The following is a 19,791-nucleotide window of genomic DNA, read 5'->3' on the forward strand; positions in this document are numbered from 1 at the left end:
CCTCGCAATCGGGGGCGGCACCCGCCCCGTCCACGTCGTCCGGGCCCCCGCCCACCTGGTGCCGTGATGGCCGACGACCGCAACCAGAAACTGCCCGGCCTCGACCTCGATGTCGTCGGCGCATTCCTCCGGGCCGAGGTCGACCCGCACATCGGCGAGTGCACCGGCCAGGTCATCGTCGGCGGGAAGTCGAACATGACCTACCTCGTCGGGGACGGCCGCCACCAGTGGATCGTCCGACGGCCACCGCTCGGCCATGTCCTGGAGACCGCCCACGACATGGGGCGCGAGGCGCGGGTCATGAGCGCCCTTGCCCCGACGGCCGTGCCCGTGCCGCAGGTCCTCGCTGTGTGCACCGACCCGGGCCTGATCGGCGCGCCTTTCTACGTCATGGAGTACGTGCCTGGGACCGCCTTCCGGGACGAGAGCGAGTTGCGCGAGCTGGGCGCGGCCCGCACCCGGAAGATCGCCGAGGAGATGATCGACGTCCTCGCCGATCTCCACGCGGTCGACCCGTCGGCCGTGGGGCTCGGTGAACTCGGCCGCCCGGAAGGCTTCCTGGGGCGCCAGGTGTCCCGGTGGAGCCGGCAGCTCGACGCCTCCCGCTCACGCGAACTGGCCGGGGCCGAGGAGTTGCGCGCCGCTCTCGCGGCCCGGGTGCCCACCGAGTCGGCGGCCCGGATCGTGCACGGCGACTACCGCCTTGACAACCTCCTCGTCGACGAGTCCGGGGTACGGGCCGTCATCGACTGGGAGATGGCCACGATCGGTGACCCCCTCACCGACCTGGCACTTCTCGTCGTGTACGGACGTGTCGCCGAGATCCCCGGTGGCGAGGTCATCACGACGATCTCCCGCGCCCCCGGCCACCCGTCCGCGGCACAGCTCGTGGAACGGTACGCCGCGCGCACCGGGCCGCTGCCCCCGGCGGGACTCGGCTTCTACCTGGGCCTCGCGGCGTTCAAGCTCGCCGTGATCCTCGAAGGCATTCATCTGCGGCACTCCCAGGGACACACCGTGGGCGCCGGCTTCGACACGGTCGGCGCCCTCGTGGAGCCCCTCTTCGGCGAAGGCATCGCCCTCCTCAAGGAATGGAGCTGACATGGACTTCGCGTACGACGACAGGACCCGGGAGCTCATGGCACGGCTCGCCGAATTCATGGACGAGCACGTCTACCCGGCAGAACCGGCCCTGGAGGAGCAGATCGAGGACGCCGACGACCCGTGGGCGTGGACCCGGCTCCCCGTCGTCAGAGAACTGCAGGCCGAGGCGCGCCGTCGTGGACTGTGGAACCTGTTCCTCCCTGGAGAGCACGGGGCCGGCCTCACCAACCTCCAGTACGCCCCGCTCGCCGAACTCACCGGCCGGGCCTGGCGGCTCGGGCCTGCGTCGCTCAACTGCGCCGCCCCGGACACCGGGAACATGGAAGTCCTCGCGATGTTCGCGACGCCCGAGCAGAAGAAGCGCTGGCTCGAACCCCTGCTTGACGGGAGCATCCGTTCCGCCTTCGCGATGACGGAGCCGGCCGTCGCCTCGTCGGACGCGACCAACATCGAGACCCGGATCGAGTCCGATGGCGACGCGTACGTCATCACGGGACGCAAGTGGTGGATCACCGGCGCGATGAACCCCGACGCCGAACTGCTCATCGTCATGGGCAAGACCGATCCCACGGCAGAGCGGCACCGGCAGCAGTCGATGGTCATCGTGCCCCGGAGCACACCTGGCGTGCGGGTCCTGCGCGGGATGAGTGTCTTCGGCTACGACGACCGCGATCACGGCGGACACGCGGAGATCGTCTTCGACGGCGCCAGGGTGCCGCGCGAGAACCTCATCCTCGGTGAGGGCGACGGCTTCGCCATCGCCCAGGCCCGGCTCGGCCCCGGCCGCATCCACCACTGCATGCGGTCCATCGGCGTCGCGGAGCGCGCCCTCGACCTCATGTGCGCGCGGGCCGGTGAGCGGGTGGCCTTCGGCCGGCGTCTCGACGAGCAGGGCGTTGTCCGGGAGTGGATCGCGGAGTCGCGTATCCGTATCGATCAGCTGCGCCTCCTGGTCCTGCGGACCGCGTGGACCATGGACCGCCTCGGCAACAAGGCCGCGCACGCCGATATCCAGGCGATCAAGGCGGCGACCCCGACCACGGTCGAATGGATCCTCGACAAGGCCATCCAGGTGCACGGTGCGGCCGGGCTCTCCCAGGACACCGTGCTCGCCGGCGCCTTCGCGAGCATCCGCACGCTGCGGCTCGCCGACGGGCCGGACGAGGTGCACCGCAACGCCCTCTCCCGCGGCGAGATACGAAGAGCCGCCGAGCGCCGCGCCAGAGGTGGCGGCCCCCTGGAGCTGAGGTCATGACCGTGAACAAGCTGCGTGCCCGCGTCGCCGAGCTGCTGCGCACGTACCCGCCGGCCAACACCGACCCGTCGGTGTTCCACCGAGCTCAGTTCGACGCCGGGCTCGCGTGGGTGCACTTCCCCGAAGGGCTCGGCGGGCTGGGACTCGCACGCGACCTTCAGGACGTCGTCGACACCGAACTCCGTGCGGCCGGCGCTCCGGTCAACCCCTCCGGCCACGTCGGCATCGGCGTCGGTATGGCGGCGCCCACCATCCTCGCGTTCGGAACCCCGGAGCAGCGCTCCCGCTACCTGCGACCGCTCTGGCTCGGGGAAGAGGTCTGGTGCCAGCTGTTCTCCGAGCCGGGCGCCGGGTCGGACCTCGCCGCGGTCGCGACGCGCGCGGTGCGCGAAGGTGACCACTGGGTCGTCAACGGGCAGAAGGTGTGGACCTCCAGCGCCCACGTCGCGCGCTTCGCCATCCTCCTCGCGCGCACCGACCCGGACGTGCCGAAGCATCGCGGACTGTCGTACTTCATCCTCGACATGTCCGCCCCGGGAGTCGAGGTCCGGCCGTTGCGCCAGATCACCGGGGAGGCCGAGTTCAACGAGGTGTTCCTCACCGATGTCCGCATTCCCGACACGGCACGGCTCGGTGCGGTCGGTGACGGCTGGAAGGTCGCCAACGCCACGCTGAGCAGCGAACGGGTCGCCATCGGCGGGGACCAGGCCCATCGCGAATCGGGAATGATCTCCAAGGTCGCGGAACTGTGGCGCAAGCACCCCGAGGTCCGCGGCGCCGCCGTGCACGACCGCGTCATGGAGCGCTGGGTCGCCGCCGAGGTGTTCCGTCTCACGGGCGCCCGGCTTCGTCAGCGGCTCGCGACAGGTGCGCCCGGATTCGAAGGCGCCGCCATGAAGGTGATGTTCGCCGACCTCGCCCAGAGCATCAGTCTGCTCGAACTCGAACTCGACCCCGATGCGGCACTTCAGTACGACGACTGGACTCTGGTGCGGCCGGCGTCCGTCGACTTCCTGAGCCGGGGGCCGGGTTACCGCTACCTGCGCGCGAAGGGCAACTCGATCGAGGGCGGAACGTCCGAGGTCCTGCGCAACATCGTCGCCGAACGTGTCCTCGGCCTCCCGGGCGAGGCCCGGGTGGACAAGGACGTCCCTTGGAAGAAGGTCCCCCGATGACTCTCCCCCTTGGCTCCGGCCCGGTCCGGCTCTCGCTCGTCGAGTCCGAGGACGAGGAGTCGGTCCGGACCGTCGTCCGCAAACTGCTCGCCGACCGGTGCGCGTCCGACGATGTTGCTGCCACCTATGACGGCGCCCACTCTCTGGCTGCGCCGCTGTGGCGGAGTATCGCCGTCGATCTGGGACTCGCCGGGCTCCTCGTCCCGGAGGAGGCAGGGGGCGCCGGGGCAGGTGCGCGCGAGGCGGGAACCGTCCTTGAGGAGCTCGGCTCGGCCGTTGCTCCCGTCCCCTTCCTCACCAGTGCCGTCATCGCCACGTCCACCCTCGTACACCTGCTGTCCGCGAAGCCCGCGGACCAGAGCGCGGTACGCGACACGCTGGCGGCCGCGGCGTCCGGGGAGTCCGTCCTCACGCTCCTCCTCCCCTGGTCCACGGACCCCTCCGGCCCGGTGTTCACCGTCCGGGAGGAGCCGGACGGCCTGCACGGTGAGGCGACGCTGGTGGCCGGTGCGGATGCCGACACCTTCCTTGTGCCGGCACTCGGCGCGGACGGTGCGGGGCTCTGGCTCGTCGACCGCGCCGCGGTCCGGGTCACCCCTGGAGTGGCCCTCGACATGACCCGTCCGCTGGCCACGGTCCGACTCGACGGCGCCCGCGCCCGCCTGGTGGTGCGTGGGCCGGCCGCGGAGGAAGCCGTACGGGCCGGTCTGCTCACCGGCGCCGGGCTGCTCGCATCGGAGCAGGTCGGTCTCGCGCACTGGTGTCTCGCCGAGACGGTGTCCTACCTGACGGTGCGCCGCCAGTTCGGGAGGGTCGTCGGTGGCTTCCAGGCGGTCAAGCATCGTCTTGCGGACCTCCACATCGCCGTCGAAGGCGCCCGCGCCGCAGCCCGGTACGCCGCGGCCGCGCTCGCCGACGACCCCGACGACGCACCCGTGGCGGTAGCAGTGGCCGCGTCAGTGTGCGGCGAGGTCGCGATCCGTGCCGCCGAGGAGTGCGTCCAACTCCACGGTGGGATCGGGATGACCTGGGAGCACCCCGCACACCTGCGGCTGAAGCGCGCCGTCGCGGACCAGGTCGCACTCGGCACCCCTGTCCGGCATCGGGCCCGCCTCGGCGACCTCGTCGGGATCGTCCCGGACAGGGAGTGTCGCTGATGGCCACGGAAGTTCCCGATGGATCCGTCGCGACGGGACGATGTCCCGGGCCTACGGCGCCGTCGTCTCAGGCCGCAGTCGGTGCTGCGGGTCCGGCGCCCTCGCGTTTGCTCCGCGGACCGCTGACCCACGTCCCGGGGATTGCCCTGGCCGGCGCCGGTCTCGCCGTGGCCGCACTCTTGCACCAAGTCGTCCCGGCGGTGGGCGAGGTGACCTTCTGCGTCGTCCTCGGTGCGTTGTTCGCCAATCTCAACCTGATACCCAAGGCGTGCGCGCCGGGGCTGAAGCTCGCCGGCAAGCGACTGCTCCGGGTCGGAGTGGCACTTCTCGGGCTGGCCGTCTCCGTCGGATCGATCGTCGCCCTGGGCCTCCCGACCATAGCCATGGTCATCGCGACCCTCCTGGTCACCTTCCTCATGACCAGTGCCGTGGGGCGGTTGTGGGGACTCAGCAGCCCGCGCAGACTCCTTCTCGCGACCGGGTTCGCGATCTGCGGGGCCTCGGCCATCGCCGCGATGAAGTCGACGGCGGAGGCCGACGAGGAAGACGTCGCCGTCACCGTCGCCCTGGTGACCCTGTGCGGGACCGCGGCCATGCTCGGCCTCCCCCTGCTCCAGGGCCCGCTCGGGCTCACCGGTCACCAGATGGGGATCTGGGTCGGGGCGAGCATCCATGACGTCGGCCAGGTCGTCGGAGCGGCGAGTGCGGCCGGTGCCGGTGCGCTGGCGGTGGCCGTCGTCGTCAAGCTGACCAGGGTCATCATGCTCGCCCCCATGGTCGCGGCGGCGGGGTTCCGCCGACGGCGTGCGCTCCGTCAGTCGAGCGCGTCCCGGAGCCACCCTCCGATGGTCCCGCTCTTCGTCGTCGCCTTCGTCGGCTGTGTCGTCCTGCGGACGACGGGCGTCCTCCCGCAGGGTGCCCTCGACGTGGCCGGCCGGGTGCAGAGCGCCGCCCTCGGCATGGCGCTCTTCGGGATGGGTGCCGGCGTGCACTTTCCCACCCTCTTGCGCCGGGGCCGTGCCGAGGCCGGTCTGGCCGTTCTCGCCACCGTGTTCATCATGGCGTTCTCGTACGCCGGAACGCTGCTTGTCACCAACTGACCTACCCGCCCCAAGGAGGCCGGCCATGACGGCGATCGTTCGCCGTATCGGGATTCCACTGGAGTCCGAACCGGGTGAGACCCGGGTTGCTGCTACCCCGAAGACCGTTGAGCAGCTGATCAAGTTGGGGTATGCCGTGTCCGTCGAATCCGGGGCCGGCGACGGCGCGGCGTTCGACGACGCGGCGTTCCGCGCGGCCGGCGCCGAGACCTGTGGCCCGGAGGTGTGGGACGCCGACATCGTCCTGAAGATCAATGCCCCGAATGACGCGGAGGTGTCCCGTCTCCGCCCGGGGCAGACCGTAGCGAGTCTGATGGCGCCGGCCCTGGCCCCCGACCTCCTCAAGGCCCTCGCCGTCCGGGGTGTCACCGGGCTCGCGATGGATGCCGTCCCCCGCATCTCCCGCGCGCAGGCGCTGGACGTGTTGTCGTCGATGGCGAACATCGGCGGGTACCGGGCGGTCATCGAGGCGGCGAACGCGTACGGCTCGCTCTTCACCGGCCAGGTGACGGCGGCCGGCAAGGTGCCGCCGGCGACGGTCCTTGTGATCGGTGCGGGTGTTGCCGGGCTGGCCGCGATGGGCGCCGCAAACAGTCTGGGTGCGGTGGTGAAAGCGTTCGACGCCCGGCAGGAGGTCGCGGATCAGGTCGAGTCGATGGGTGGCGAGTTCCTCCGCCCTGACCTCGAAGGCCTGGACACCGGCCCGTCCGCCGACGGCTACGCCAAGGAGATGGGCGAGGAGTTCAACCGGCGGACCGCTGAGATGTACCGGGAGATCGTGCCGACGGTCGACATCATCGTGACGACCGCGTTGATTCCGGGTCGTCCGGCGCCCCGGATCATCGACGAGGACATGGTCGCTTCCATGAAGCGCGGCAGTGTCATCGTCGACATGGCCGCGTCCAACGGCGGCAACGTCGCGGGCACGAAGGCGGACCAGAAGGTCGTCACAGCCAACGGCGTGACGCTCCTCGGCTGGACCGACCTGCCGGGGCGGTTGCCCACTCAGGCGTCTCAGCTGTTCGGACAGAACCTCGTCAACCTCATGAAGCTGCTGACGCCGGAGAAGGACGGCCAACTCGCCCTCGACCTGGAGGATGTCGTCCAGCGGGGGATGACCGTATGCCACGACGGTGAGGTGCTCTGGCCACCACCACCGGTGCAGGTCTCCGCGGCGCCCGCTGCCCCGGCCGCCACTGCCACGCCTGAGCCCCAACCCGAGAAGAAGCCGATGAGTCAGGGCACCCGCCTGGGCATCCTCGGTGCCGCGGCGGCGCTTTTCCTGGTGCTGGCCGCGTTCTCACCGCCGCCGTTCCTCGGCCACTTCACGGTGTTCATGCTGTCGGTCGTCATCGGCTACTACGTCATCGGCAACGTCCACCACGCGCTGCACACACCGCTCATGTCGGTGACGAACGCGATCTCCGGGATCATCGTCGTCGGCGCGCTCCTCCAGGTCGGGCAGTACGGCCACTGGCTGATCGCCTTTGTCGGTGTCCTCTTCGCGACCATCAATGTCTTCGGTGGGTTCACCGTGACGGCTCGCATGCTGCAGATGTTCAAGAAGGAGGACGCGTCCCGATGAATCACACCCTCGTCCAGGGCGCGTACATCGTCGCCGGCCTGCTCTTCATCCTCGCCCTGAACGGCCTGTCCAAGCATGAGAGCGCCCGCATGGGCAACCGGTACGGCATCGCCGGCATGGCGATCGCGTTGATCGCCACGGTCGTGGCCGCGGTCGCGGGCACCACGACGGACGGCGAACCGGCGTCCGAGGGCAGCGGGCTGCCCGGGCTCGCGCTGATCGTCCCCGCCATGGCGGTCGCGGCCGTCATCGGCATCGCCCTGGCCCGGCGCGTCGAGATGACAGGTATGCCGGAGCTCATCGCGATGCTGCACAGCTTCGTCGGTCTCGCGGCCGTCCTCGTCGGCTGGAACAGCTCGTACGAGGAGAACGTGGCATACCCGACCGTCCATGACGTCGAGGTCTTCGTCGGGATCTTCATCGGTGCGGTGACCCTGACCGGGTCCATCGTCGCCTACTTGAAGCTGTCCGCGAAGATCAAGAGTGCCCCGCTGGTCCTGCCGGCGCACAACGCATTGAATCTCGCCCTTGTCGCCGCGATGTCTGTCATGACGGTCATCTACTCCCTGACCTCACACGACGCGGAGCTCACCCGGCAGTTGCTGCTGGGGGGCATGACGGTCACGGCGCTGTTCCTCGGCTGGCACCTGGTGATATCCATCGGCGGTGGCGACATGCCCGTCGTCGTGTCGATGCTCAACAGCTACTCCGGGTGGGCCGCCGCGGCAGCCGGCTTCCTCCTGGGCAACGATCTGCTCATCATCACCGGTGCCCTCGTGGGCTCCTCCGGTGCCTACCTGAGCTACATCATGTGCACGGCGATGAACCGGTCGTTCCTCTCCGTCATCGCCGGTGGCTTCGGCGTCGAGGCCGGGTCCGCCGCGGTCGAGGGCGACCACGGCGAGCACCGCGAGATCACCGTCGACGATGCGGCCGGGCTGCTGGCCGACGCCTCCTCGGTCATCATCACACCGGGGTACGGCATGGCCACCGCGCAGGCGCAGCATGCCGTCGCCGAGCTCACCAAGGTCCTGCGCGCCAGGGGCGTCAACGTCCGGTTCGGCATCCACCCCGTCGCCGGCCGCCTTCCGGGGCACATGAACGTCCTGCTCGCGGAGGCCAAGGTGCCGTACGACATCGTCCAGGAGATGGACGAGATCAACGACGACTTCCCCGACACCGACGTCGTCCTCGTCATCGGCGCCAACGACACCGTCAACCCGGCCGCCATCGATCAGCCGGGGTCGCCGATCGCCGGCATGCCCATCCTCCAGGTCTGGGAGGCCAAGGACGTGATCGCCTTCAAGCGGTCCATGGCCACTGGGTATGCGGGCGTCCAGAACCCTCTCTTCTTCAAGGACAACACCCAGATGCTCTTCGGCGACGCCAAGCATCGCGTCGAAGACATCCTCAAGGCCCTTTGACGCCGTCTCCGTACGCGTTGACGACACCACCGAGATGCCGGTTCGCAGCAGCGTGCCGGCATCGAGGTGGTGCACGGTGGCGGGGAACAGGCGGCTAGCCACGCCGAACTCCCCAAGGGGAAATATCGAGGTTGGCCTGGCGCACTTTCTGGTCTGTCTCGTTCGCCGTTTGCACGGCGGCATCGACGAGTGAATCACCTTCGGCCATGCGTCTGTCGATGGCTCGAACCCAGTCGTTCAGCGACTGCTTCGAAAAGCCGAGGAACTGCGATGTCGCGGCGGTCAATTGGGCACGCCGGTGGATCGCCACGATTCCCATGGAAAGGCCCGGGGTGAGTTCTCTCAGCACACCACCCCGGTGGCGAGCGTCCAATGCCACCCGAAGAGGAATGATGGCGACGGCGCCGCCGGCCAGAACCATCGGCAATACGGCACCTCGTTGCCGGACTTCCACGACGATGCGGGGTTCAACACCGTGGGTCCGCAGCATTTTCTCGATGTAGTCCCTTGTCGCGGTGCCACGCTCACCCAGCACCAGGGGGACACCGGACAACGTGCCGATGGGCACGCGGGCCGGCCATCGGTCCTCGGTGCCTGGGGGGCTGACGAGTACGAGCCGCTGGTCCACCAGCTCATCTACCGCCACATCGGCGCCGGATACGGGCGCAGAGAGAAATCCCAGTTCACAGACGCCCGACTTGACCAGCGCGATGACGTCGGCCGGATCATCGCGTTCCTCGATCCGGAACTTGACTTCTGGATGCACCGCTCGAAACCTGGCGACCCAGACGGAGATCGGGTCCGTGGACAGGTCCGACAGAGAAGCGATGTCAATGCGCCCGGTCCGCACCTCGATGACGTCCCGGACCGCATTCTGGGCGGAATCGACCTCGCGGAGAATCATGCGGGCGGGGCCGACGAACGCTTCGCCGGCGGGCGCAAGGACAAGCCCCCGGCCGACACGGAAGAACAGCTCGACACCAAGGTCCTTTTCGAGTTTGCGAACCGCCTGCGACAAGGAAGGCTGCGCCACTCGCAAGGCCGCCGCGGCCTTGTTCACCCCGCCATGGTCGACGACTGCGAGGAAGTACTCCATCTGACGCAAATCCATGCGGGAAGCGTAATGTTCCGGCTCTGGCATGTCGACGCGCTCAGGGTGCTCCCGCCGCCGTCCATCGCGTACAAGCGCCCGCAGCGGGCCCGCGCTCGCGGGCCCGCCACCTTTCACTGTCACCGACCCGGCGCCGGTCAACCCTTGCGGGCGCTGATCTCCTCGGTCAGCTGCGGGACAACCTGGAACAGGTCACCGACCACGCCGTAGTCGACCAGGTCGAAGATCGGCGCCTCGGCGTCCTTGTTGACCGCCACGATCGTCTTCGACGTCTGCATGCCGGCCCGGTGCTGGATCGCACCCGAGATACCGACGGCTACATACAGCTGCGGAGACACGCTCTTACCGGTCTGCCCGACCTGGTTGGCGTGCGGGTACCAGCCCGCGTCCACCGCCGCACGGGAGGCACCCACCGCCGCTCCCACCGAGTCGGCGAGGGACTCGATGATGTGGAAGTTCTCCTGACCGTTGACGCCACGGCCACCGGAGACCACGATCGCGGCCTCGGTCAGCTCCGGACGCCCCGTCGACTCACGCGGAGTACGGGAGACGACCTCCGTGCCCTTCGACAAGTCGGCGACGGTGACGGCCAGTTGCTCCACCGCACCCGCCGCCGGGGAGACCTCCGGGGCGGCCGAGTTCGGCTTCACCGTGATCACCGGCGTGCCCTTGGACACCCGGGACTTGGTGGTGAACGCCGCGGCGAACACCGACTGGGTCGCCACCGGCCCCTCCTCCCCCGCCTCCAGGTCAATGGCGTCGGTGATGAGTCCCGAACGTGTCCGCACCGCCAGACGCGCGGCGATCTCCTTGCCCTCCACCGAAGACGGCACAAGCACCGCGGCCGGGGAGACCGTCGCGTATGCGGCCTGCAGCGCGTCAACCTTCGGAGCCACCAAGTACGCGCCGAATTCCGGCACATCGGCCGCCAGCACTCTCGTAGCGCCGTACTCGGCCAGCATCGGGGCGGCGGTGTCGACACCGGAGCCGAGGAAGACCGCCACCGGCTCACCGATCCGGCGGGCGAGCGCCAGGAGTTCCAGGGTGGGCTTGCGGACGGCACCGTCCACGTGATCGACATAGACAAGAACTTCAGCCATGGGTAGGACACTCTCCTGCGAAGGCGATGAAGGTGGGGCGAGCGGGGATCGGGGAATGGGTCCGACGACTGACGAGCTTCTGACAGGCACGGCTGCTCATCAGACGAACCGTCCCTCCGCGAGGTAGGCCGCGAGCTGCTTGCCGCCCTCGCCTTCGTCGTTGACGATCGTGCCGGCCGTACGGGCCGGGCGCTGAGTCGCTTCGAGGACCGTCGTCCACGCGTTCTCGAGACCGACCTGGTCCTCTTCGATGCCCAGATCCGACAGGTCCAGGGATTCCACCGGCTTCTTCTTCGCCGCCATGATCCCCTTGAACGACGGGTATCGCGCCTCACCGGACTGGTCGGTCACCGAGACCACTGCCGGCAGGGCGGCCCGCAGCTCCTCGCTGGCCAAGTCGCCGTCCCGGCGGCCGGTGACCACGCCGTCCTGGACCGCCAGTTCGGACAGCAGCGTCATCTGAGGCACACCGAGTCGCTCGGCCAGGATCGCCGGCAGCACGCCCATGCTGCCGTCGGTCGAGGCCATACCGCAGAGCACCAGGTCGTAACCGGTGTGCTCGACGGCCTTCGCCAGCACCAGCGACGTGCCCAGCACATCGGTGCCGTGCAGATCGTCGTCTTCCACGTGCAGTGCCTTGTCCGCACCCATCGACAACGCCTTGCGCAGCGCGTCCTTCGCGTCTTCCGGACCCACCGTCACCACGGTGATCTCCGCATCGTCCGCTGCCTCCGCGATCCGCAGCGCCTGCTCGACCGCGTACTCGTCCAGCTCCGACAGCAGCCCGTCCACCGCATCCCGGTCAGTGGTCAGGTCCTCCGCGAAGTACCGGTCGCCCGTGGCATCGGGGACGTACTTCACGCACACAACGATCCTCATCGTCATCACAAGTCTTCCTCACGTGATCAATCCGTCGGCTTCTGCGGCGGGCGACGTCATGCGGACTTCCGCCGACGGGCTACTAGTGCTTCGCGCCCGGGTCGAGGTTTTCGAAGATCGTGGCGTTGGCCATGCCTCCGGCCTCGCACATGGTCTGCAGTCCGTATCGAATCCCGTCGGCCCGCATGCGGTGGAGCAGTGTCGTGGCCAGCCGCGCTCCGGAACCGCCCAACGGGTGCCCCATCGCGATGGCTCCGCCGTCCGCGTTCACGAGCTCCCGCTGGGCCCCCGTCTCCTTCAGCCACGCCCCGACGACGCTCGCGAACGCTTCGTTGACCTCGAAGGTTCCGATGTCGTCAAGACCGAGCCCGGCGAGCTTCAGGGCCTTGGCAGTTGCGGGTACGGGTCCCGCCAGCATCGCGACGGGGTCGTCCGCGACGACCGTGGCGGTGTGAATCCGGGCCAGCGGGGTCAGACCGAGACTCCGTGCCCGCTCGCTCGTCATGACAAGCACCGCAGCGGATCCATCGGAGATCTGCGACGAATTCCCTGCCGTGATGCGGCCGTTGGGGTCGAATACCGTCTTCAGGCCGGCGAGCTTCTCCATGCTGGAGGAACGCCGGATGCCCTCGTCGACGGAGACCACCGATCCGTCCGGCGTCCCGATCGGGGCGATCTCCTTGACGAAGCGGCCTTCGTCGACAGCCGCGGCAGCCCGCAGGTGCGACGTAAGGCTGTACTCGTCCAGCCAGGACCGGCTCAGGTCGTACCGCTTGGCCAGGATCTCGGCGCCGGTGCCCTGGCTGAACTCGACTCCGTCGTAACGCTCAAGCAGCTTGTCGCTGGAGGGCACACCCGGACCGGCACGCCGGGCAGACCCCATCGGAATCCGGGACATGCTCTCCACGCCGCCGGCGACGGCCACGTCGCACTGTCCGGATATCACTGATGCGGCAGCGAAGTGAATCGCCTGCTGGCTGGAGCCGCACTGGCGGTCGACGGTCGTCCCGGGGACGCTCTCGGGCCAGCCGGCCGACAGGACCGCGTAGCGGGCGATGTTGCCTGCCTGTTCGCCGACCTGGGCGACGCACCCCCAGATGACGTCGTCGACAAGCGCCGGGTCGATGCCGGACCGTTCGGACAGCGCGTTCAGCAGAGTGGCTGACAGGTCGGCCGGATGAACTTCTCCAAGTCCCCCCGCCCGCCGCCCGATCGGGCTGCGAACTGCCTCGACGATGACTGCATCACGCATGGTTGTTCCTTCCGCTGCGTTGGGTTCCGATGCGTTGGGTTCCGAATGTCAGCTCGCGGTCCAGGCGGGCGTCCGGCGCTCGGCGAATGCCGCGGCCCCCTCACGGGCGTCGTTCGACTGGAGGACCGGCATGGCGATCTGACGCGTTCGTTCGAACTTCTCCGACGGGGTCCAGCCAGGTGACTCCGTGACGATCCGCTTGCTGGCCCTGACCGCGAGAGGGCCGTTCGCGGCGATCTGCTGGGCCAGTTCGATCGCGGCGTCGCGGGTCTGCCCCGGCTGTACGAGGCGGTTGACCATCCCGAGCCGGTGCAGTTCCGCGGCGCCCAGCGCATTGCCGGTCAGGACCATTTCGAGCGCGACCGCCCGCGGTACCCATTCGGGCAGTCGGCTGAGTCCGCCGCCGGCCGCGACAAGTCCTCGTTTGACCTCGGGCAGCCCGAACGTGGCCGTGGTCGAGGCGACGACGAGGTCGGCCGCCATGACGATCTCGAATCCGCCTGCGACGGCCGCGCCTTCCACGGCGGCGACAAGAGGCTTTCCAGGAGGCGATTCCACAAGCCCGGCGAAGCCTCGCCCGGGAACATTCGGACGTTCGCCGCGCAGGAACGCCTTCAGATCCATGCCTGCACAGAAGTGTTTTCCTGCTCCGGTCAGGACTGCCGCGGCGAGGGTCGACTGCTCATCGAGCAGGTCCATGGCTCTCGCGATCCCTTGTGCCACGTCCCGGTTGACCGCGTTACGGGCCTCGGGGCGGTCGATCGTCACGACCAGCACCGAGTCGGCACGTTCGACGCGGACCGAAGCCGACACCGCGTCCGACCCGGCGGTCATCGCGGCGCCATCCGGATCGCACCGTCAAGGCGGATCGTTTCGCCGTTGAGCATCCCGTTCTCGATGATGTGCGCGGCCAGGGCGGCGAACTCGTCGGGGTCGCCCAGGCGGGGCGGGTGCGGCACGGACGCTGCAAGGCCCTCGACGATGTCAGGACGGGCGTTCGTGAGCAGCGGGGTGGCGAACGTGCCCGGCGCGATCGTGCAGACACGAATGCCGACGCCGGCCAGGTCGCGCGCTGCGGGGAGCGTCATCCCGACGATGCCGGCCTTGGCCGCCGCATAGTTGATCTGGCCGATCTGTCCCTCGTACGCGGCCACGGACGCGGTGAGCACGCAGACGCCTCGGTCTCCGCCGTGGGGCTCATTGGCGGCCATTGCCTGGGCCGCGGACCGGAGGACGTTGAAGGTGCCCATGACGTTCAGTCGGACCACTGCCTCGAAGGGGGCGGGGTCTGCCGCCTTGCCGTCCTTCGTCAGGACCCGCATCGGCCGGCCTCGCCCCGCGCAGTGCACGACGGCGCGAATGGGGCCCTGCTCGGCAGCGGCCGCGAAGGCAGCGGCGACGACGTCCGGGTCCTGGACGTCAACGGGGACGAACCGTGCGGCCGGGCCGAGCTCTGTGGCCTGGTCCGCCCCGGCCGATCCAGGCAGGTCGAGCAGTGTGACCGTTGCGCCCTCCGACACCAGACGACTCGCGGTTGCAAGCCCGAGTCCCGAAGCGCCTCCCGTGACGACGGCGTGAATCCCCTTGATTTCCATGTGCTTCCTTCATGCGGTTCAGGGCGGCTGCCGACCGCCTCATTCAGATCACGTGGAAGGACCGTGTGCTGCGGACTTCCAGGTGCGGACAGGCTCGTGACGCGATGCTCAAAGAGCCAGGGACTTCGAGATCACGCTCTTCATCACTTCGCTGGTGCCACCGAAGATCCGGGTGACGCGGGCGTCCGCGTACAGCCTGGAGATCGGGTACTCACGCATGTAGCCGTAGCCGCCGTGCAATTGCAGGCACCGGTCGATGACACGAGCTTGTGTCTCGGTCGCGAACAACTTGACCTTGGCGGCATCGGCGGGCGTCAGCGTGCCGGCGTCAAGGCCGAGGATGGCCCGGTCGATCAGCGCCTGGGCGGCTTCCAGCTCGGTGGCGCAGTCCGCCAGCACGAACTTGGTGTTCTGGAAGTCCGCAACGCGGCGCCCGAAGACCTTGCGCTCCCGGACATAGTCGATCGCAAGGTTCAGTGCCGCGGTCGCGGTCGCCTGTGCGGTGATCGAGATGGAGAGCCGTTCCTGGGCGAGGTTGCTGGTGAGCATGGCAAAGGCGCCGCCTTCCGCGCCCAGCACATTGCGGGCCGGCACCCGGACCTGGTCGAAGAGCAACTCCGCGGTGTCCGAGGACTTGAGACCCAGCTTTTCCAGGTTGCGCCCGCGGACGAATCCCTCCATGCCGGCCTCGACGACCAGGAGCGAGAGCCCGTCGCGCCGGTTCTCCCCCTCACGGGACGTTCTCGCGACCACGATGACGAGATCCGCGTTGATCCCTCCCGTGATGAACGTCTTGGCGCCGTTCAGGATGTAGTCATCGCCGTCGCGCACGGCGGTGGTGGTCATCCCGGCCAGGTCCGACCCCGTGCCGGGTTCGGTCATGGCGATGGATGCGATGAGGTCACCGTCGGCGAACCCGGGGAACCAGCGCGACTTCTGCTCGTCGTTGGCGTACTCCAGGAAGTAGGGCAGCACAGTGTTGAGGTGCACCTGCAGACCTCCGAGGGATGCGGCGGCATAGCCGATCTCCTCGAACACAATGGCGTTCAAGAGGAAACTGTCGACGCCGGCACCGCCAAAGGCTTCGGGCACCTGAAGACCGTTGATCCCGATCTGGGCGGTCTTCTTGAAAAGCTCGCGGGGAACCATTCCTGCCGCTTCCCACTCCGGCATGTTGGGCGCCACCTCCTTCGCCATGAATTGGCGGACGGTGGCACGAAAGGCGTCGTGCTGCTCGTCGAACAGATTTCGTTCCATGCGGCACTCCTTGGGCTGGGGACGGATTGAGACAGTGTTTTCAGCGGCTCGTCGTTTTCAGCGGCTCTTCGCGGCTCGAATTCAGCGGATCGACGCCATGCGTGCTCCGGACTGGTCGGCGTTGAACGAGCGGACGACGCCTGCTGCTTCGAGCGTGCTGATGGCGTCGGGTTCGTAGCCCAGCTCGGTGAGCACCTCAGCGGTGTGCTGGCCGAGCTCGGGGGCTCCGTTCCCGGACAGCTCGGGGACGCTGCCGAGGTGCCACGGCGATCCGAGTGTGGTCGTCTCCTGCCCGGCCGCGTCGGTCACGTCGATGAAGATTCCGGACGCCTGGGCGTCCGGGCTCGTCATCGCCCGGCCGTACGTGTTGATGCGACCGGCCACCACGCCGTTGTCGGCCAGCAGGCTCATGGCCTCGTCGGTGGTCAACGTCGCGAACCGGGGACGGAGTTCACCCAGCAGCTCGGGGCGGTTGCGGACTCGTGCGGCGTTCGTCGCGAAGCGCTCGTCCGTTCCCAGCTCCGGTCGTCCAAGGAGTCGGCAGAGGCGGTCGAAGTGGGCGTCCGAATAGGCGGATACGACCAAGGCGCCATCGCTGGTGGGCATGACGTCGGCCGCCGGGGCCAGGGCCGGCTGACCGTTTCCCGTACGGACGGGTTCCTTGCCGGTCAGGAGGTAGGTACCCCAATTGGGAGCCTGCAGGTGGAGAGCGACCTCAAGGAGGGAGACTTCGACCTCGTCTCCATGCCCGGTGCGAAGGCGCCGGACGTAGGCGCCGAGGACGGCCTGAGCGCAGACATAGGCGGTGGTCGAGTCGACAACCTGGAAGCCGACCTTCTGCGGCTCCCGGTCCGGTTCACCGGTCACCCACATGATGCCGCTCTCGGCCTGTGCCGCAATGTCCAGACCTGCTCGGAGCCTCGACGGACCGTGCAACCCGAAACCGCTGACCGTGGCGTAGATGATCCCTGGATGCTTGGCCCGCACGGTCTGTGCCCCCAGCCCCAAGGACTGCATGACGCCGGGTCGAAGGTTCTGGACCACGATGTCGGCACCGGCGATCAGTTCCTGCGCGATCTCCTTGCCGCGGGGATCCTTCAGGTCCAGCGCGACGCCGCGCTTGTTCCGGCTGTAGGCATTGAGCATGGCCTGGCCCGGGACGCCTATCAGTCGGGCCGATTCGCCGCTGACGGGCTCGATCTTGATCACATCGGCGCCCATGTCGCCGAGGAGTTGTGCGGCGGCGGGTGCCGCGATGAACTGACCGAAGTCGATGACGCGGACACCTTCGAGCGGCTTGGTCATCGGGCACTCTCCTGAACTCGGGCACGGAACTTGGCCAGGTCGCGATCCGGGTTGATCACGAAGGTCGCGAAGACGCTGCCGACCGCGATGAGCACACCGACGAGGGCGAAGCCCTGGCCGTATCCGGAGATCTTGTCCGCGGCGTTCCCGACGAAGTACCCGAGAACCAGGGGCGAAATGACGCCGGCGATGCTGGACACCGCCACCAGGCCGCCCATGACCGCACCGCGCTTCCGGGGGTGCAGGATGTCGGCAACGGCGGTGAAGGCCACCGCGTAGGAAGCGGTGTTGAGCGAGAACGCCAAGGTGATCAGGACCATCTGCAGCACACCTGGACCGACGACCGTGAAGCCGTACATCGCTACGCCGGACGACGCGACGAGGCCGCCCATCAGGTATCCGCGCGCCACCCGACGGGACACGCCCTTGGCGAGGAGACGGTTGGAGAGTGCACCGGCAGAGATGGATCCGATCGCGGCCACCGCGTACGGGATCATGACCAGTCGCCCGGTTTCGAGCGTGGAGTAGCCCAGGCCGTCCGAGAGGTAGAGCGGCAGCCAGGCGACCTTCAGAGTCGTCGACCAGTACCCGAGGAACATGAGCAGCGCGACACCGATGAGCGTGCCGCTCTTGATGAGGACGGGGTACGGGACGTCGATGGCGTCGGACTCCGCGGCCTGCGAGGCAGCCGATGAGGCGGGGGCGTCCCTGCCGAACACCAACCAGAGGACCGCCCAGATCGTGCCTGCCACGGCAAGCACGCCGAACGCGGCGTGCCACGTCCACGTGACGATCACCCAGGTCAGGATCGGCGCCATCACCACTGGACCGAGCGAAGCCCCCGCCGAGACGATCCCCGCAGGAAGCGCCCGCTTCTCAGCCGGGAACCGCGAGTGGACGGCGTGGTTGGCGAGCGCGTAGGCCGGTCCCTCGGCGAAGCCGAGCGTGAGCCGGCAGAGCATGAGCACGGTGAAACTGACGGTCCCGACCAGTGGCACCATCGTGGCCACCCAGATGATCATGAGGATGGCCAGGAGCCAGCGCAGTCCGATCTTGGTGGAAAGCGCGCCCAGGAGAATTGCTCCGGCGAAGAACAGCCAGAAAAAGGAGCTCTGGATGACACCGAACTGCTGAGCGGTGATTCCCAGATCCTGCAAGATATCTTGCGCAGCAAAGCCGAGCACGGCTTTGTCCGCGTAATTGAGCAGCATGAACAGCGCAAGCAGAACGGTGACAGACCACGCACCGGTATTCGCTGCGGCTCTGGCCGGCGCCGCCTTCGACATCATTTGAGTCATGAAAATTCCTCGCAGGAGGGGCATGAGGGGCGAGGCGCCAGATGCGATGGACCGACGCGATCGAGGCAGGGCCGTATGTCTGCTCGCCCTACAAACAAATCGTGAAGACCGGGTTGCGATCTCACACAACCTCATTGAAGCCACGCCGACTGATCAAGTCCAAGACCGATACCCACCCGAACCGACTGCGTTTGCCTATAGATCGCGGGCGCGAGAATCGGGGAGATCTGTGGCCGCCTGCTGTTCAGCCCTGGCGCGGCTCAGCGGCCCTCGAACCGGTCCGGTCGTCAGCCGGCCGGACCGGGGCCGCTGCCGTCGGCGTACCACGCGAGGCGCGGCTTGCGTCACGTGCGACATCGTCTAAGCACGGCTCGCGTCGAGCTCCCGTTGACAGCCGAGGAGAGATGACACCGGCCGGGCCGGGCGCCTGGTCGGGGGCACTCGCGGGGGTGATCAGCCGCCGACGAACCCCGTCACCGCCGGAAACCTGATGCTCCTCTCCGGACAGGAGCCTTTCGCCGACGGCGCCATGCGTTACGCCTGTCAGGTCGGTAAGGACCCCGCGTCCTCCGGCAAATCCAACACCGAGATTGCCGACCAGAGCGGCCTGGCCGCCCCACACCCACAGTGGTCCTACGGACCCGCGAGTTCCTCCCGCTCAGGAAGGCTCCTGATGTCGACTCCGCCCACCTGTGCCAACTCGTGCTTGAGCGCGGCAAGTTCGGCGCCACCGGCCATGTGGTTGGTCAGCTCCTCCAGGCTGACTTCGCTGCTCGACGAAACCCCAGCTCAGCGCACCCGCCCCCGCGGTTTCAGCGCACCCGAGGCGGCTCCTGCCAGCCACCGCACTCACGCTGACACTGCTCTGCGCCACCAGCTCACAGAGTCATCGTCGGATCCGCCGCGAGAGGGGGGACACCTCCTCGGCCGGGGTCTTGACGGATTCGAGGAGGAGCTGGGAGACGTCGACGACCTGGAGGGACTCCTTGGCTATTCAGCCGGGTGTGCCCCAGGAACTCCCGCGCCAACGTCGCAGTCCGCGCACGCCAGTTGTCCGTACGGCTGCCCGCCGGAACCGGTTGGCCGAGCCGCACGAACCCGTAGATCCGCGCGACGGCCCGGCCAAGGAGCGCCACACCGATCACGGTCAGCGCCAACGACACGACGATCGCTGCGAGTTGCATGAGAAGACAC

The 19,791-nt window shown here is 68.4% G+C and carries 16 protein-coding genes and 2 pseudogenes; 7 read left to right on the forward strand and 11 right to left on the reverse strand.

Annotation, left to right across the window (positions count from 1 at the left end; all coding sequences use genetic code 11):
- The first annotated feature begins 66 nt into the window (after positions 1-66).
- The 7 genes from RCO28_RS16365 to pntB are packed head-to-tail and all read left to right on the forward strand — an operon-like array spanning position 67 to position 8,800.
- Positions 67-1,101, forward strand: a complete 1,035-nt coding sequence (locus RCO28_RS16365) for a phosphotransferase family protein (protein WP_308941856.1) — start codon at positions 67-69, stop codon at positions 1,099-1,101.
- Between the two features lies 1 nt (position 1,102).
- Complete coding sequence (locus tag RCO28_RS16370) at positions 1,103-2,359, forward strand: acyl-CoA dehydrogenase family protein (protein ID WP_308941857.1); 1,257 nt, start codon at positions 1,103-1,105, stop codon at positions 2,357-2,359.
- The gene (locus RCO28_RS16375; protein WP_308941858.1) at positions 2,356-3,534 is read left to right on the forward strand and encodes an acyl-CoA dehydrogenase family protein; all 1,179 of its coding nucleotides are present in this window, start codon (positions 2,356-2,358) and stop codon (positions 3,532-3,534) included. The genes RCO28_RS16370 and RCO28_RS16375 overlap by 4 nt, the downstream gene beginning before the upstream one ends.
- Entirely contained in the window at positions 3,531-4,691 is a 1,161-nt protein-coding gene (locus tag RCO28_RS16380) for an acyl-CoA dehydrogenase family protein (RefSeq protein ID WP_308941859.1), read from the forward strand. Before RCO28_RS16375 ends, RCO28_RS16380 begins: the two co-directional genes overlap by 4 nt.
- Entirely contained in the window at positions 4,691-5,791 is a 1,101-nt protein-coding gene (locus tag RCO28_RS16385) for a putative sulfate exporter family transporter (protein ID WP_308941860.1), read from the forward strand. The genes RCO28_RS16380 and RCO28_RS16385 overlap by 1 nt, the downstream gene beginning before the upstream one ends.
- Before the next feature lie 25 nt (positions 5,792-5,816).
- Entirely contained in the window at positions 5,817-7,376 is a 1,560-nt protein-coding gene (locus RCO28_RS16390; protein ID WP_308941861.1) for a Re/Si-specific NAD(P)(+) transhydrogenase subunit alpha, read from the forward strand.
- The gene (gene pntB / locus RCO28_RS16395; RefSeq protein WP_308941862.1) at positions 7,373-8,800 is read left to right on the forward strand and encodes a Re/Si-specific NAD(P)(+) transhydrogenase subunit beta; all 1,428 of its coding nucleotides are present in this window, start codon (positions 7,373-7,375) and stop codon (positions 8,798-8,800) included. Before RCO28_RS16390 ends, pntB begins: the two co-directional genes overlap by 4 nt.
- 94 nt (positions 8,801-8,894) lie before the next feature.
- On the opposite strand, the gene RCO28_RS16400 is transcribed toward pntB, so the two are convergent.
- The 11 genes and pseudogenes from RCO28_RS16400 to RCO28_RS16450 all read right to left on the reverse strand — a co-directional run.
- Positions 8,895-9,911, reverse strand: a complete 1,017-nt coding sequence (locus tag RCO28_RS16400; RefSeq protein WP_308941863.1) for a LysR substrate-binding domain-containing protein — start codon at positions 9,909-9,911, stop codon at positions 8,895-8,897.
- A gap of 137 nt (positions 9,912-10,048) precedes the next feature.
- Positions 10,049-11,011: an electron transfer flavoprotein subunit alpha/FixB family protein gene (locus RCO28_RS16405; protein ID WP_308941864.1), complete on the reverse strand. Its 963-nt coding sequence runs from the start codon at positions 11,009-11,011 to the stop codon at positions 10,049-10,051.
- A gap of 99 nt (positions 11,012-11,110) precedes the next feature.
- The gene (locus RCO28_RS16410; protein WP_308941865.1) at positions 11,111-11,896 is read right to left on the reverse strand and encodes an electron transfer flavoprotein subunit beta/FixA family protein; all 786 of its coding nucleotides are present in this window, start codon (positions 11,894-11,896) and stop codon (positions 11,111-11,113) included.
- Positions 11,897-11,972: 76 nt separating this feature from the next.
- The gene (locus tag RCO28_RS16415) at positions 11,973-13,142 is read right to left on the reverse strand and encodes a thiolase family protein (protein WP_308941866.1); all 1,170 of its coding nucleotides are present in this window, start codon (positions 13,140-13,142) and stop codon (positions 11,973-11,975) included.
- A 48-nt stretch (positions 13,143-13,190) separates the two neighbouring features.
- Entirely contained in the window at positions 13,191-13,976 is a 786-nt protein-coding gene (locus RCO28_RS16420) for a crotonase/enoyl-CoA hydratase family protein (protein ID WP_308941867.1), read from the reverse strand.
- Entirely contained in the window at positions 13,973-14,737 is a 765-nt protein-coding gene (locus RCO28_RS16425; RefSeq protein WP_308941868.1) for an SDR family NAD(P)-dependent oxidoreductase, read from the reverse strand. The genes RCO28_RS16420 and RCO28_RS16425 overlap by 4 nt, the downstream gene beginning before the upstream one ends.
- A gap of 108 nt (positions 14,738-14,845) precedes the next feature.
- On the reverse strand, positions 14,846-15,994 hold the full coding sequence (locus RCO28_RS16430) for an acyl-CoA dehydrogenase family protein (protein WP_308941869.1): 1,149 nt from the start codon (positions 15,992-15,994) through the stop codon (positions 14,846-14,848).
- A gap of 81 nt (positions 15,995-16,075) precedes the next feature.
- Positions 16,076-17,299, reverse strand: a complete 1,224-nt coding sequence (locus tag RCO28_RS16435; protein ID WP_308941870.1) for a CoA transferase — start codon at positions 17,297-17,299, stop codon at positions 16,076-16,078.
- Positions 17,296-18,588, reverse strand: a complete 1,293-nt coding sequence (locus tag RCO28_RS16440) for an MFS transporter (RefSeq protein WP_308941871.1) — start codon at positions 18,586-18,588, stop codon at positions 17,296-17,298. Before RCO28_RS16440 ends, RCO28_RS16435 begins: the two co-directional genes overlap by 4 nt.
- Before the next feature lie 642 nt (positions 18,589-19,230).
- Positions 19,231-19,368: pseudogene (locus RCO28_RS16445) on the reverse strand (sugar ABC transporter ATP-binding protein); the annotation flags it as partial.
- 209 nt (positions 19,369-19,577) lie between these two features.
- Positions 19,578-19,781, reverse strand: a pseudogene (locus RCO28_RS16450) (hypothetical protein); the annotation flags it as partial.
- Positions 19,782-19,791: the final 10 nt, after the last annotated feature.

The sequence above is a fragment of the Streptomyces sp. LHD-70 genome (genome assembly GCF_031157275.1).
Lineage (GTDB): Bacteria > Actinomycetota > Actinomycetes > Streptomycetales > Streptomycetaceae > Streptomyces.

Coding starts and splice junctions, on each gene's coding strand:
- RCO28_RS16425 (WP_308941868.1), bottom strand. CDS start 14,737: ATGGAAATCAAGGGGATTCACGCCGTCGTCACGGGAGGCGCTTCGGGA.
- RCO28_RS16435 (WP_308941870.1), bottom strand. CDS start 17,299: ATGACCAAGCCGCTCGAAGGTGTCCGCGTCATCGACTTCGGTCAGTTC.
- RCO28_RS16380 (WP_308941859.1), top strand. CDS start 3,531: ATGACTCTCCCCCTTGGCTCCGGCCCGGTCCGGCTCTCGCTCGTCGAG.
- RCO28_RS16440 (WP_308941871.1), bottom strand. CDS start 18,588: ATGATGTCGAAGGCGGCGCCGGCCAGAGCCGCAGCGAATACCGGTGCG.
- RCO28_RS16415 (WP_308941866.1), bottom strand. CDS start 13,142: ATGCGTGATGCAGTCATCGTCGAGGCAGTTCGCAGCCCGATCGGGCGG.
- pntB (WP_308941862.1), top strand. CDS start 7,373: ATGAATCACACCCTCGTCCAGGGCGCGTACATCGTCGCCGGCCTGCTC.
- RCO28_RS16390 (WP_308941861.1), top strand. CDS start 5,817: ATGACGGCGATCGTTCGCCGTATCGGGATTCCACTGGAGTCCGAACCG.
- RCO28_RS16405 (WP_308941864.1), bottom strand. CDS start 11,011: ATGGCTGAAGTTCTTGTCTATGTCGATCACGTGGACGGTGCCGTCCGC.
- RCO28_RS16365 (WP_308941856.1), top strand. CDS start 67: ATGGCCGACGACCGCAACCAGAAACTGCCCGGCCTCGACCTCGATGTC.
- RCO28_RS16385 (WP_308941860.1), top strand. CDS start 4,691: ATGGCCACGGAAGTTCCCGATGGATCCGTCGCGACGGGACGATGTCCC.
- RCO28_RS16400 (WP_308941863.1), bottom strand. CDS start 9,911: ATGGATTTGCGTCAGATGGAGTACTTCCTCGCAGTCGTCGACCATGGC.
- RCO28_RS16430 (WP_308941869.1), bottom strand. CDS start 15,994: ATGGAACGAAATCTGTTCGACGAGCAGCACGACGCCTTTCGTGCCACC.
- RCO28_RS16375 (WP_308941858.1), top strand. CDS start 2,356: ATGACCGTGAACAAGCTGCGTGCCCGCGTCGCCGAGCTGCTGCGCACG.
- RCO28_RS16410 (WP_308941865.1), bottom strand. CDS start 11,896: ATGACGATGAGGATCGTTGTGTGCGTGAAGTACGTCCCCGATGCCACG.
- RCO28_RS16420 (WP_308941867.1), bottom strand. CDS start 13,976: ATGACCGCCGGGTCGGACGCGGTGTCGGCTTCGGTCCGCGTCGAACGT.
- RCO28_RS16370 (WP_308941857.1), top strand. CDS start 1,103: ATGGACTTCGCGTACGACGACAGGACCCGGGAGCTCATGGCACGGCTC.